The organism is Pseudomonas sp. 7P_10.2_Bac1, from assembly GCF_025465935.1.
GTDB lineage: Bacteria > Pseudomonadota > Gammaproteobacteria > Pseudomonadales > Pseudomonadaceae > Aquipseudomonas.
Genome location: NZ_JANLNV010000077.1, coordinates 12,079 through 27,082, shown reverse-complemented (window position 1 = coordinate 27,082; position 15,004 = coordinate 12,079). Strand labels below are relative to the sequence as shown.

Below are 15,004 nucleotides of genomic sequence, written 5' to 3'. Positions count from 1 at the left end.
AAATACCTAGAGTTGTCGGGAAGCGGAATCTGGATAGCGCTGCACAAGGAAACGCTGGTACAGGTAATGGATGGCCTCGCACCCACAGAGTTGCGGCGCCTGACCCATGAGTACATCAATACGCCGGACGATGCACAACGGCACGGGCGTCTCAGTAAAATGCAGCAGACCCTGAACAACCAGGTCGAGACGCTGAGCACCACCACCTACGACTATGACATCACGCCCAACATCCGTGCCGGTGTAATGGCCATGCGCACCGTAAGCACCATGATTGGCTTTGATGACATACCTGACGACCCAGAAAACCTGGTTGCCCCCAGTACGCAGGTACGCAAAGTCATCACCGAAGAGCACTCAACTCTTGACGGTGCCAAGCTTTCAAGCCGTGATGACAACGACGCACATGCCATCTACCAGTACGACCTTCTGGGGCGCGTAATCCAGGAAACAGCAGCGCCTGACACCCAATACCAAGCCATACGCACCTATCGCTATGCACTGACCAATGGAACACCTGGCCAACAGGCAGTGCAATACACGACCGACATTCACGGCGTTGAAACCCGAACCTGGCTGGACGGGTTTAATCGAGTGCTTAAAGAAGAACGCCAGGACGCCGATGCGCTGGGTGGCGACCCCGAGTTGTTCCGCAGCACCTATAGCGCTGTCTACAACCACTTGGGGCAATTGATCCGCGAAACGACTATTGACTGGGAAGCTGATAAAAACGTTTCCTTGTCCAGCTCTTACGAGTACGACGCTTGGGGCGAGCAATTCAAGGTCGTAGGCCCTGATGGCGTGGCTCAAATTACCGAAAACAATCAGGCCCAACACACCTTAACCCGCTGGACTCAGAGCGCCGGAGCAGAACCCAAAATCATTGGCAAAAGCCGCGTCACGCTTAACCTGTTCGATAAAGAAGACAAAATCGAGACACTGGACGCCAATGGTAAAACCATCAGCACACGTGAGTTCAGGTATGACGGTCTGGGTAACTGCGTCGAACAAGTCGACGACATGGGCGAAATCACACGCTTTGTCTACGATCCGTTCTCTCGGCTACAGACAACCGTCTTGCCCGATGACACCGAAATTCACCGCGCCTATGCCTCCCACAGCACCCAGGAATTACCCGTCAGCCTTGAGGTGGTGGCTGACCAAAAAACTCAACTCATCGGCACTCAGACATTTGATGGCCTGGACCGCAAAAAAACCGTAAAGGTCGGTCCTCGCTTTCAGGAGTACTTTTATGAAGGTGGCCAAACTCAGGTGAGCAACATGCTCACCGCTGGCAAAAATATCCTCACTTATACATACGAGCCGGGTCTGGTAGACACACCGACAATCATCACAGCAGGTGGCGAGGAGTCGCGCTTTGACTACGATAGACGAAGTGCGCAATTAACCTCGTCAACAAACGTTGCGGGTCTGCATGAGTTTGCTTACAACAACAATGGCCAAGTGCTCTCTGAGCGTTGGACCGAACAAGGTACAAGCAAACAGTGGGAAACTCAGTACACCCAATCCCTGAACGGACGACCGTTGACCCGCGTTCAAATCAACGGTTTGGACTGTACCTACACCTATGACGACAAAGCTCGTATCGAAGGCGTTGAGCAAGGCGATATTCTCACAACTATTGGCTATGACGAATTAGGTCAGGTGTGCACGGTCAGCGCCCAGAATAAAGCCAACCAGCAGACATTATTAACCGAACTGACTTACGACGACCAAGGCCGGGAAACAATCAGAAAGATGACCTTGGGCGCAGGCCACCCCACACAAACCATCACCCAGGCATATCGAGCCGATAGCAAACTGCAAAGCCGTCACTTGCAACTCAATGACCAAACCGAGCTGCTGGAAACCTTCACCTACGATAAACGCGGACGCATGGTGCAATACAACTGCGAAGGCACAAACCTGCCTAAAGATCGCTACGGCAATGCGATTTGCGAACAAGTATTTGGCTTCGACGCGCTGGACAATGTCACTGCGGTGTACACAACATTTGCAGACGGCAGTTACGATGATGCCGAAAGCACTTTTGCCGCGAATGATCCGTGCCAATTGGTCAGCATTACCCACAGCCACCCTGCCTACCCACCTGTCTGCAACCTGGATTACGACGCAGACGGTAACCTGTTGCACGACGAAAACGGCCAAAGCTTGCATTACGATACCCAGGGCCGGCTGCTCAGCGTCAACGACGCTGACGGCAATCTGGTGAGCCAGTACCGCTATGACGCACACAACCACTTATTGGGCGTCACACGTGGCACGCAAACCGAAACCCTGCGCTTTTATGAGGACGATCGCCTGTGCAGAACAGAGCAAGGGACTACCAAAACCCACTATCTTTACTTCAACGACCAGCCATTGGGCCAGCAAGAGCAAGGCAGCTCTGAACACACACTGCTATTACTGAGCGATAGTAAAAACAGCGTGATGGCCGAAAGCGGCCAGAACCAACTACGTAAAGCCATTTATGGTGCCTATGGTGAACGCTGCCCGGATGATGACCTGCAGTGCCTGCTCGGTTTCAACGGTGAAGTGCGAGACGAACAAAGTGGCTGGTATCTGCTGGGTCTGGGGTATCGGGCGTACAACCCGACACTGATGCGCTTTCATAGCCCGGACTCGCTCAGCCCGTTTGGCGCGGGTGGGGTAAACCCCTATGTATATTGCGCTGGAGACCCCATCAACTATGTTGACCCGACAGGCCATGCCAATCGCAAAACCAACACCATGGGGTTGCTCGGGGGAATACTCTCAGCCATCGGTATTGCTCTGTCAGTAGCGGCGGTTGTCATTGCCCCCCCCGTGGGTATTGCAGCCATAACAAGCACATTCGTCTTCACAGGCGTAGGTATTGGTTTAGGTACCTACGGGATCTATGAGGGCGTTATGGCGACGCAAGCAACTCAACTCAGAAAACGAGAATCACACGCGACCAGCTCTCTTATCTCCGGCGGCCTGGATGTGGTGTTTGCTGCTTTCGGTATTTTTAGCGTTATCAAAACCGCTGCCAAGCTCAAGGCAAAAGCGGCTGCAAAAACAGGTTATCTGACAGCCATCGAGCGCTCCGCTAAAAACATCAGCAACATGATGGGAGGAACAACAAAAGTGGGCCGCAACTCTAGAGGCGGGGCTGTTAAGACGAGCGATGACATTGCACACTCCATAACTGGTGCCTCACCACCGACTTCGGTAAGTTTAATCCCGCCAGCGCCGACTTTGCCAAGGAACTCAGTACCGCATATTGAAACACTTCAACCCACAGTTGCTGCCCCGAGTAAACCCACGAGTAATTTAAAATTTACATTTAAGGAGTTTCAGGCACAGCAAAACAGTAAAGTGGCGACTACTTTTGATGGTGAGACACGTAGTGTTACTCAAATAGTTACAGATGGAGAGTTTCCAGCTAGGAGCGTCGGAGAAATCAGAACGAATTTAGGCTACCGCATACCGATGCAACTTGCTGCAGGGCAATAACAATCCGGGCTCCTTTTCCAATGGGGAGCCCGCTTTTTTCACACATTTATGTGCCATACACTTCGCACCCTCGCCAAATAAATGAGAGTTCTCTCATATCCCTCCTGTTTATCCCCCATTATTATCCCAGCGCTTTCATAAATTGGCACTAGCGTGAACACCCACACCCGTGCACTTCCACATCATTACCTTTTAATAAAGGCACTCATAAAATGAAAACATCTTTATTTGCACTTCCGCTCGGACTGGCATTGAGCCTGGCAGCCACTTCAGCATTCGCCTTTGACGGCACCATCAACTTTTCCGGAAAGATCAGTAGTGCGACCTGCCCTATTGAAATCGTCAACCCTGAAAGTGGTGCAGTGAGTAACCTTGTAACGCTCGGTTCAGTCGATACAGGAGATTTCAACGGTAAAGGCAGTGAAGGCGGCGGTCGAGGCTTTCAAATGCGTATTACACCCGGCAGCAGCTGCGTGCTTGATCCTGCCAAACTCAATGCAAAGGTAACCTTCCGCTCGGTACAAGGCGGAGGCGGTGACTACTATGGCATCAAACCCGTAGCAGGAGCGGCGACTGGCGTGGCCGTAGCGATCAAGGACAATACCGGCACCTTGCTGAAAAGTGGGGACGCCTCGGCAATCTATCCACTGAGTGAAACCGACCCAACACTGATGTACTTCACCGCAGTTTATATCGCCACCGCAGGCGCAGTAACTGCGGGCCCTGCTGATGCCGACGCCGAATTCCGCGTTGATGTCAACTGACACCCGCCTCTGAACTAAACAACGGGCTTAATCGCCCGTTGTTTAACGCCCTCTTTTTATTCAAGAGACTCGCTATGCTCAGCTTTCCTAAGACCCGTACACGGTTCTCAAACCGTGCACTGACCTGCGCGTTGCTGGGGGTTATTATCGTTTGGCTCCCCAACAGCTACGGCGCGCTGACCGTCAACAGCACCCGCGTAATATTCGACAGCGACAAGCGCAATGTGTCGGTCAGAGTATCCAACCCAAGCAGTAAACCCTTCGCGGTACAAACCTGGATCAATACGGCTGCCGATGATCAAATAACGCCTGTTCCCTTTATTACCTCCCCCCCCCTGTTTCGCTTGAATGCAGGTAAAGAACAACATGTACAAATAAACGGGTTGCCCAACACATTACCCAGCGATCGCGAATCGTTGTTTTATTTCAACGTTCAAGAAATTCCGCAACGAGAAGCCAGCGATAATAACCAATTAAATATTGCATTGCGTACGCGAATAAAAGTGTTCTACCGACCTGCCGAGCTAAACAATACGCTTTTGGACAGCCTGCAACATTTGCAATGGTCTATCCGTAAAATTGACGGCCATGCACACCTGATCGTTAACAATCCTAGCCCTTTCCATGTGTCTTTTGTCCGTATTGAACTCAGTGCACACGAACAGACCGTCAGTTTAAAAGACACCTCAATGGCACTCCCCTTAACCACTCAGACGTATGAGCTGGACGGGTTCAAACCGGGTCAGGACATGAAAGTACAATTTTCAGTGATCACTGACTTTGGAGGTTATACCCCCCCCATGACGCTGCCCGTCGCCCTTGATCTTTAACGTTGCGCGGACTTACTTCATGCCTTTTTTAACGTACGGTCGCTCGACCCCGGTTAATCGCTTGCTTCATTGTTGTTTGCTGACCGGCGCCAGTGTTGTCGCAGGGAGGGCTGATTTAGCACAGGCCGCCACAGACGTGGAGTTTCAGTCTTCATTCATGCGTCAATCGGACACTCACAGCAGCGATGCCGGTGAACTGGCCTTGCTCGCATTGTCCACTAGCCAGCATCTGATACCCGGGCGCTACCTGGTCAGTATTCATGCCAACCAGAACGTCTTCGACACTCGGGAAATCGAGTTCACCGCAAATGATCAAAACGACGAGCTAACGCCGTGTCTGTCACCCCAATTGCTTAATGATATCGGCGTAAAACTAGACAGCCTGGAGCAACCTGAAGCCACGCTGGGTGCTTGTGTCGATCTGCAACGCCTTATTCCCGGCGCGACCGCGCAACTGGATGACAGCACGCTTAAGTTGTCCATTTCAATCCCGCAAATAGCCATGCGTCGTGACGTCGCCGGTTATGTCGACCCACAACGCTGGGATTACGGTATCAACTCAGCGTTCGTGAGCTATCAAGTATCCGCGCAACAAAGCAACAGCGACCAGATCGGCCAAAACAACAGTCACGACTTGTACTTGAACAGCGGCGTGAACCTGGGCGCCTGGCGCTTGCGCAGCAACAATACGTTTCGCAGCGATGCACAAGGGGAGCGCACATGGTCACGTGCCTACACCTACCTGCAACGAGACCTACCCGGCACGCACTCGCAACTGACCCTGGGTGAAACCTTTACTCCGGGCGATGTATTCAGAAGCATCCCGATCAGGGGTGTCCAGATCGCATCAGACATGAGCATGCTGCCTGACTCACAGCAAAACTATGCCCCGATCGTGCGTGGCGTGGCACTCACTCCCTCCAGACTCGAGATCCGTCAAAACGGCTTCCCTATCTACTCAACCTATGTCAGTGCAGGCCCCTACGAGATCAACGACCTCACCACAGGCGCAGGCAGCGGTGAGCTGGAAATCATCCTGACCGGGGTCGATGGCCAGGTACGCCGCTTTACTCAGCCCTACGCCACGCTTAATAACCTTTTGCGCGAAGGCGTCTGGCGCTACAGCACCAGTATGGGTCGCTACAACGCACCGTCTTTTTCAGAGGATGATGCATTGATATTGCAAGGGACGCTGGCGACAGGGATCGGGTGGAACGCCACACTCTACGGCGGTTTGATGGGCAACGATTTCTATAAGGCCGGCACACTGGGGCTCAGTAAAAACCTGGGCGCAATCGGTGCCTTGTCATTTGATGTGACACGCTCTGACGCTCAGATTGATCGCAATAACAGCGGCAGTACCGTTCAGGGGCTGAGCTATGCGGTCAAATACGGTAAATCGTTTGAAACCCGGACAAATCTGCGCTTTGCAGGTTATCGCTACTCCACCGCAGGTTATCGAGACTTTAGCGAAACTGTGCGTGAGCGCAGCGCCGATCAGCGTTTTCGTGGAAGCCGACGCAGCCTGCTGGAAGCCTCGATCTTTCAGGACGTGGGGCGCTACAGTTCACTGAGTCTGACCTTATCCCAAGAGAACTACTGGCAGTCGGAAGACCAGCAACGTCAATTTCAGTTGAATTTCAGTTCCCGCTATAAATCGATCAACTACAGCCTCTACGCTTCGCAGTCGTTAAACGACGACCAGTTCAATGAACGCCAACTCGGTGTCAGTATCTCGATGCCTCTGAGTGTCGGGCGTTCAACAACGGCGACTTACGATATACGCGAAAGCGCTGGGCAGTTCAGTCAGCGTGCCTCTTTGGCAGGCCGTACCGACCAAGACCGGCTCAATTATCGGGCCTCTCTGGCCAGTGATGAAAACCAGCAAAAAAGCACTGAACTGTCTCTGGGCTATCAGGCCTCTTTTGCCAGCGTGGGTGCAGGCCTTGCTCAAGGCGCCGACTATACCAATCTTTCGCTTAACGCCAGCGGCACACTTTTGCTGCATGCCGACGGGCTGCAAGCAGGCCCTTATCTGGGTGAAACCAGCGGTCTGATTCATGTTCCGGATATCGCCGGAGTCGGTCTGCTCAATGCTTCCACTGCCAAGACCAATCAGCACGGCTATGCACTTATCCCTTCGTTACAACCCTACCGGATTAACCGCGTCATTCTCGATACCGACCAGTTGGATCCAGATGTCGAAATTGATAACGGTGTGGCTCAAGTAGTACCTCGCCGCGGAGCTGTGATCAAGGCGAGCTTTGCTGCACGCAGAGTCCAGCGAGTGGTGCTCAACACACGCGACATCCACGGTGCGAACTTGCCCTTTGGCGCTCAGGTCAGCAATGCCACGGGCGAAGTACTCGCCATTGTCGGCCAGGCCGGTCAAGTCATGCTGAGCACTGTTCAAGATCAGCAAACTGTCTTCGTCCGCTGGGGCAATAACGGCGCACAGCACTGCCAGTTACTCATAGATGTCCAGAGCATTCCTCTGATACAGGGCTATCGAGTTCAAGACCTGACATGCCGCTAATTCACTATTCGTTCAATCATACGCCAGGCAGCTTGCAGTGCCTGGCGTTGCTTTAACCAGGATCAAACACCGTATGTCGCTCAAATCATTTCCAGGCGTAGTATTCGTGCTGGCAGCCAGCGCGCTCATAGCCACAGGCCCAGCCTATGCGGCCAGCAATACGTGTTTTTGGGGAGTTGGAACGGGGCCAGTTCGATACACAGCCAATGTGAATGCCTTATATGTACCCAGAGATGCCCAGATAGGTGACCCGATAGGCCCGATTGAGCAACCTTTTTTTGCCAGTGGCGGTGGCAACAACATTTTCTGCGAAAACGACGGCACTGCCCGTCTGACATTCAACGCTTCCAATAGCGTGCCCGCTGTACCCGGCCCCCTACTGCGCAGGAACGGCGTGACAACCCGAGGTGACATATTGCCGACCAACATTGCCGGAGTCGGGGCCCAAATCACATTCGGCAGCCCGTATGACGGATTAACACCTAACTTTTGGAAACTAAGCGGCCCTGACAGTTCGGTGCCATTTGATGCCTACATCGACTTCAACATCCCTTTCGCCCTTCAACACGCAATCTTGCAGGGCACTGTAACCTTGATCAAAACCGGACCTATCAGCCCGGGCTTGCAACCGCTGGACGCTGGCAGGGAGTTGGTCAAAGGTTCCTTCAGCGGTCTTCCCAATGCTTTCGGCGTCACCTTGAGCGGTTCTGTCACTCAAGCGGAGTGCACGTTGTCAAACAATCCTGTCAGCGCCGACCCCGTCAAACTGGAGGATTGGCCAACCTCAGCGTTTACCGGCGAAGGGCATACCACCGATGCAGTCACTTTCACTATCGCGCTGAACTCTTGTGTATCCGACCCATTACCCGGGGGCACGGTGACAAACGCTTATATACGCCTGGATCCCACGGCCGGATCCACCACCATTGATGCATCTCAGGGTCTGTTCAGCCTCGCAGGCCCCTCCGCCGCGAAAGGGGTTGGTATTCAAGTACTGGGGCGCGACGCCATTACCCCGGTTCCCCTGGAGACTGACGTGCTGCAGGCCGCTATCCCAGCCACGGGCGGCATGCTGCTGGAGTTCAACGCACGCTATTACCAGACCGCCCCCAGTGCTGATGTCGAAGGAGGCTCGGCAGATGGCGCATTAGGATTCACCATTACCTACAAATAAATCGGCCCGACCGATCAGCCCTGCCGGGCAACACGGGCTCATAACCTAGGCAATGATTTTCAACGCTTCGGTTTTAAACGCAAAGTACTGCTTGCCTTCGTCAAAACTGATGCTGGCATGCAGCGTCATAATGGCGTTTAAGGGCAGAGAATCAACGTAGCTTTTGGGCAAAAATGTCTCGAACGTGCCATCAGCACCTTGCGCTACGGCGTCCAGAAAATAGGATTCATTGCCTGAAGTAACCGCCCATACCTTAATCAGTTGGTCCGGGGCCTGGTACGCCCATTTCCTGATTTCCAGGTTTGCGCCTGCTGAAGGGACATCTTTTTTGGCCAGCGTCGCCGGCGAGCCGACTTGTGCTTGCCTGCAATGGATACTGCCAAGCACGCCTGCAGCAAAAGCATTAATGGTCAATGTATAAACCTGCGAGGGGTAAGCATCCTGGCCGACCCAATAACGCACCTCTACCGCATTACCAAGCCCACTCACAGGAATGTTTGCCGCGACCACAGAGGGAGGGATGGCGAACTCAAGCCCTCCTGCCGTGGTGGGTTTCACGCCGCTCACAGAGCCAGGCCCTGCCGCGCCGATAAAGTCCACCAGCACCTCCTCGCCGGGGTCAACCTCTGTCACCGCCACCACAACGGTCACGCCATCAGCCCCCTGAAAAGGCGCAAGCACGCCATGCTCATTACTGCTCGAGGCCTCCTTGACGGTTGGGTATTTGCGCGGGGTGGGGGGGCGAATATTGACCTTTAATAGCTGCGGATTGGCTAACACATCGTCGCCATTACCTGCACGGTCACGCACTCGGTACGAGGCGTAGAAGTCACCATTAGCCCTACGCAGCAAATCCCCTGGGTATGCCACCTGCAGCGGCAGACTCAGGTCTGCCAGCACCAGCGTCTTGGTATCGACAACTTGCTGACCGCTGGGCGACGTATCCCAGTACCAGGTAATAACATCCCCCACCTTTTTATCGGTGTAGTCAGGCAGCGTGGCTACAACTTGATTATTGTTGGCTGGGTCATCCAGATAAGCAGCGCTGATGCTGTTAGGAGGGCTAATTTCGGAGGGAAAAATAAGGGTGCTGGGAGTTGCCAGTTGGGGGGGAGATTTATCAATGGTGATAGTGAAAGATTCAGAACTTTGAGTCGTTTGACTCCAGATGGTGACTAAATAATTAAGTTTGTGCTCCCCATTCTGTAATTTATCAGCCTCAATGGCCACAAAAAGATCATTTGTATCGATAGGCTCCGTCCATACCTTTTTACCAATTTCAAGCGTCCCTAGAAAAATCTGAATTTGTTCAGGATCGTCCTCTGACGGTTTAGAGTTTTCCCAAGGTTCGAACTTCACCTTAAGGGGATTGAGGGGATCGCTCCAGGCAGCTCGGGCTAGAAGGTTAGTTTCACCCCCATCTATATTGGCTAATGGCGCAGGATCTGTTGTAGGTTGTGGCAGTAGGGCGACCGCAGGAATTAATGGCATTAACGTTTACCCTTTCTGAGTTTTAGAACTAAGGGGCTCAGTGGATGAATGTACTCGCCACCTTGCTTTGAACATTAAACACCACTTGACGCCTGCCGAACACTGATAGAAATAGCAGTATTCGGCATTAATCAACCAGGCTTACCAGCTATAACGCACACCCACATTTGCGCCCCATGGCTGCTCAATTTTGTCGCCATTGCTGTAATCAAAATCAGCGTGCACGGATACTGTATCAGTCAGCGTCACCGCTACACCGGCGCCCAACTCGCCACGCGAGCCCGAAAGATCATTATTGAAGAGGTTGTTGTTAACCTCAACCTTATTGTTATTGGCAAACTCATGAACATAGGCAGCTCGAACATACGGTTGCACCACTTTACCTTCGCCCAGGTTAAAGTTACGCCCCGCCGTTGCACCCACCTTAGCCAAAAGCGAATGTGTATTTTCACCTTCAGCAGACAAATCGTTATCAAGGTGGTAGTCCTTACCGCCCACAACCAAGCCTGACAATTGAGTGAACGGCTCAACAAAGTACTCATTGGCCAGCGCAATATGTCGACCAAACTCCAGGGACGCACCCACACCATTGTTGTCATAGCGGCCCTTGGTTTGGGTGCCATCACTGAGCTGAACTTTTGATTCATTTTGGAAACGGTTGAACTTGAGCACACCGTCAAAGTAGTAACCGCTTTGTGGATCCATCCAGGTCGTGTAAGCGCCCAGATAATAACTATTGACCGTGCCCGAAGTTCCACCGCTCAAGTCCAGATCAGACTTGCTGTAACCACCCAGCAACCCCACAAGCCATTGCCCATCACCCAAGGGTAAAGGGGCATCCGCACCAAACGATAAACCTTGCTGATTTTGTTGATAACTCACACCGGAACTGGCGCTGACATCGAACTTATTGCCGTAAGCGCGCATCCACCCACCTGCCTGACCTTGGTCCATGCGTATATCGCCCATGCGGCTGCGCAAGGTGCTGAGTTCGCCGTACCACACCGTGGGTGCCGCATTGAACAGCGCCATCACCGATTGTGTACCGGGGCTGATAACACGGGATGTTGTGTCCAGATACCAATCGTTATTGCCGTGCTTGATCAAGTCATAATCAAACGCCCCCAGGCTGACCCTGCCACCTGCCAGAGCAAAGGAAGCGTCGCCTGCGCCTATATGCACAACAGGCGTCGACCCTGCTGCCACAGGCTCTGTACCACTACTTTCCAGGGCTACCAGATGGTTACCGCTAGCATTACCGGTAACCGTCAGGGTACTGATCTCACCCGTTGTGAAGTTGTTGTACATGTAGAACGTACCACCGGTACCCGACAGATTAGCTACAGACAGCGAATAGAAATCACCCGGCTTGCCAAACTGCACACCGCCCCCGCTCAGTGAGAGATTTTCGACAGCGGCGTTACCGTCCATAATCCAGCGGGCATTACTGTTAACCGCAAGGCTTTGAACGTTCTCCAGTTTGCCCGTCAACGTGGCCAGGTTCTGCAACGTGACATTGGCGGTGCTAGTACCGTCAGCCACGATATTGCCAATCAAGTTGCTGTTATCTACCGTCAAATTGCCTTCGGCACCGGTGGTGACTTCCATCAACGTGCCATTGCTACCGGTCAGGGTTGATTGATTACGCACAGTAATATCAGCCGCTGAAGTGCTAGAACTTGACCCTGCGACAAGAATGGCTGACCCGTTCAGGCCTACCACATGCGTTTCGTCACTCAGATCTAAAGTATTGCGCCCCTCAACACTGGGATCGAAGTTAATCCGAATGCCGTTTTTAGCCCCAGTGATGGTGCTATCGCTGGCCTTGGCTGTGCCATCTAGCAAACGAAGGCCTGCCGCATTGCTACCTGTGCCCTCCAATGAACTGCCAACCAGCGTTAATACGCTCAGCCCATTGACTGTTGCGCCATATTGCACACCCGTAACAGTGGCTCCGGTCACACTGGCTGTGGCTCCTACCAGACCAGCCGAGTCGTGACTCAAAACCAGACCTACTCTATCGCTGCTAATACGGGTGCCGACAATAGTCGCTGTACCCGCTTGCAAAGAGACACCATTCGCCAGCGTGCCTTGCACCTGTCCCCCTGTGAGGTTAAGGGTTGAACCTGTCACCGTAATGTCTTCGGTCAAGGCCCCAATACCATTTAAGGTAGCACCGTTAATAAGTTGGTAGTTATCCAATGCAGTTAACGCATCGATATCTAACTCTGTGCCATTAACCACACGAGCCATGCTTTGTTCGCTGAGCATTAAAAAGGGAGCTATCGATACGATTTTTACAGCGAGGCTGATTGGGCTCAATCTGGAAAATTGAAAAAGACTCATGACGCACTCCATAGGGGGGGGAATTAACGCAATGTCATCCTTGCTGAAAATGACGACGGCCTTACGCAAAGGCGCGAATCCTATCCAGAAGCCTCTTATCAATATGTAAGGAAAAACCCATCTACATGTAAGTTTTTTCCGAAAAAGTAGCTTAGCCTCGATATTGATAAATATGGTTGCGAGAACCTTTCAGCCTTCGCAACCGATTTTTAATATCATGGAGTAGGGGTCAAATCGCAGGTCCCCGTACCGGCCGATACGACAACTTGTGTATCGGACGGCAAGGAGCTAACCGGATCTCCACCCACGACGAGTGTATAAATCACCTCCCCCTTACCTGTTTGGTTATTTCTTCCTCCCCAGGTTGGAAGAAGATGAGTGTCAAAAGGCTCAATAAGCCACAATACCCCGTTGGTTTCCTCTTGTTTAGAAATCGGTCCTAATGTCATTTTTTTGCCCGCTGCGGGAACTTCTACTGGAGAATTGTAGGTGGTATAAGCCTTCCACTCGACATCGACCGTCATGCCTTCTCTCAAGTAGTCGCTTGGTGGAATCAAATATTTGAAACCAACTTTCCCATCTTCAAAAAACAATGAATTGCAGGCCAATCTCTTAGTGACAGTACCGACAACTTTTTGCGGTTCCGCAATTGGCAAGGTAATTGTCAGGAATTCAATCTTAACCTTACTGCGACCTGACTCTTGATCATTATGAGGAAAACCCGGGTTACTCAGATTGAAATGCACGGGCATCACGGGACTATTACCCTCAGCCCTGATGACATCCCAATCGAGAGGAATCTCAATAGTATCGCCAACACTGTCATTAGTCGTATCAATGACATAAGGCGCACCAATAGGCCGGCCATTCCATAAGACCTGATAAGCGTCACCATCAGCCAAGGGTGCAACCAATGTTATACGCGCATTAATCGGCTCATTTTCATCGGTATCAACGAGCTCATTTTTCACGCCCGATTTACCGTATACGTCAGGGAAAAGTAGCGTCGGGTTTACGGGATTAGGCCAATCCGGATTCGTCGGGCCAGTCATAGAGAAATCAACTGGAACCTCAGTCTTGCCGGATGCAAACGCTACAGATCCGCGATAGACCGTGTATAAAACATCCGTCATCACTTCTCCCGTACTTGCACCGTACTCCTGTTTCATACGGACTGCGGGTACGGGAAGACTGAACGTAGCAGGATTGGGCCCCACACTCGTTCTGTATCCTAAAGGCTTAGTACCCCAGGTAATCTCTATTTCGTCAGTTTCTTTGCCGTTAGTGATATGTGGAAACTCAACATGCACCCCTGCAATGGCATCTGCACGGTTAATGGTGCCATCTGAAGCCTCCGGCACTGTGGGGGTAGCGAGCGGCGTAACCGGTAAATCTCCCAACGCAACGGGTATGAGGTCGTATAACGAGACGGCACTGCGGTTACCTGCCTTGTCCCAAATAGTGTAACCACCGCAATACCGGCCATCCGGCAAGGCCTTTATAACATCGACTGGAATTCTGACCTTGCCATCCGTCCCCGGCACAACATCAATTGGCACAATGTCGTTTGGATCATCTGGCAATTTGTCTACGACCCAAGTGAATGCTATTTGGTCACCCTCTGCCGCCCCGGTCCAGGTCGGGATTGTGCCCTCAATCTCCGTCAACCCATCCAGCGTCGTGTCATAGATTGGGCCAATGCCAAAATCAAACGTCATTGGTCCGGGTGCATTTGGAAAGTTCGGTGGGATTTTGTCGATAACGATAGGGACCGAAGAGGATCGAACTATTGTTTGTGTCCAATTCTCATGCTCATAACGGATTGCAAATGGCCCTTCATTCGAAGCATCCAGCAAAAAATCGGCTGGCAGGGTAATGTAAAGAGGAAAGGTAGATGTACCGTGGGTATAGATGGCCTCACCAACCTGCTTCCACTCTGCACTATCGGAACGCGCAATTTGCAGCCTGACGAACTCCAGCTCATCATCACCTTCAGGTAACTGGCTCCACTCCGGAATTTCAATTGTGATACCACTATCGAGCGACGCCCTCGCGAGCAAGCCGGGCGGATTGCCAGGCATAGTTAGAGAACTCAGGTCAGGGGCGGGGAAATCCGCATGAGTATTTCGCCCTGATACTCGATGAGCCCATGCTGGCTGCGATGCTTGTTTTTTGTCTTTACGTGCCATAAATCGCTCTCCCTTAAACACCGTTTAGCTATTGAGAAATCAATCGCGGTTAACTTTATGGGCAGGTCAAGACAAGGATTCTCGCGACTATTCCTACACCGGCACGACCTGTAAGACCCTGCGTGGATTAAGCGCGCTTTTTTAACGTCGCGAAACTGTCAGAGTTGACAGGTGTT

8 protein-coding genes are annotated in these 15,004 nt (G+C 52.2%); 5 read left to right on the top strand and 3 right to left on the bottom strand.

Going from position 1 to position 15,004, the window contains the following annotated elements; all coding sequences use genetic code 11:
- The first annotated feature begins 159 nt into the window (after positions 1-159).
- From NTD86_RS16015 to NTD86_RS15995, 5 genes are all read left to right on the top strand, one after another.
- Complete coding sequence (locus NTD86_RS16015; protein ID WP_262203624.1) at positions 160-3,498, top strand: RHS repeat-associated core domain-containing protein; 3,339 nt, start codon at positions 160-162, stop codon at positions 3,496-3,498.
- Positions 3,499-3,710: 212 nt separating this feature from the next.
- Positions 3,711-4,262, top strand: coding sequence for a fimbrial protein (locus NTD86_RS16010; RefSeq protein WP_262203623.1), 552 nt, complete (start codon positions 3,711-3,713; stop codon positions 4,260-4,262).
- 74 nt (positions 4,263-4,336) lie between these two features.
- Complete coding sequence (locus NTD86_RS16005) at positions 4,337-5,092, top strand: molecular chaperone (protein WP_262203622.1); 756 nt, start codon at positions 4,337-4,339, stop codon at positions 5,090-5,092.
- 19 nt (positions 5,093-5,111) lie between these two features.
- Complete coding sequence (locus NTD86_RS16000; protein WP_262203621.1) at positions 5,112-7,628, top strand: fimbria/pilus outer membrane usher protein; 2,517 nt, start codon at positions 5,112-5,114, stop codon at positions 7,626-7,628.
- A 73-nt stretch (positions 7,629-7,701) separates the two neighbouring features.
- Positions 7,702-8,802 (top strand): fimbrial protein, encoded by a 1,101-nt coding sequence (locus NTD86_RS15995; RefSeq protein ID WP_262203620.1) that lies wholly within the window; start codon positions 7,702-7,704, stop codon positions 8,800-8,802.
- A gap of 45 nt (positions 8,803-8,847) precedes the next feature.
- Here NTD86_RS15995 and NTD86_RS15990 read toward each other — a convergent pair whose 3' ends face one another.
- The 3 genes from NTD86_RS15990 to NTD86_RS15980 form a co-directional block, all read right to left on the bottom strand.
- Complete coding sequence (locus NTD86_RS15990) at positions 8,848-10,293, bottom strand: hypothetical protein (protein ID WP_262203619.1); 1,446 nt, start codon at positions 10,291-10,293, stop codon at positions 8,848-8,850.
- A gap of 141 nt (positions 10,294-10,434) precedes the next feature.
- Positions 10,435-12,639: an autotransporter outer membrane beta-barrel domain-containing protein gene (locus NTD86_RS15985; protein WP_262203618.1), complete on the bottom strand. Its 2,205-nt coding sequence runs from the start codon at positions 12,637-12,639 to the stop codon at positions 10,435-10,437.
- A gap of 215 nt (positions 12,640-12,854) precedes the next feature.
- Positions 12,855-14,828 carry a hypothetical protein gene (locus tag NTD86_RS15980; RefSeq protein ID WP_262203617.1) on the bottom strand — a complete coding sequence of 658 codons (1,974 nt, stop codon included), beginning with the start codon at positions 14,826-14,828 and terminating at the stop codon, positions 12,855-12,857.
- Positions 14,829-15,004 lie beyond the last annotated feature (176 nt).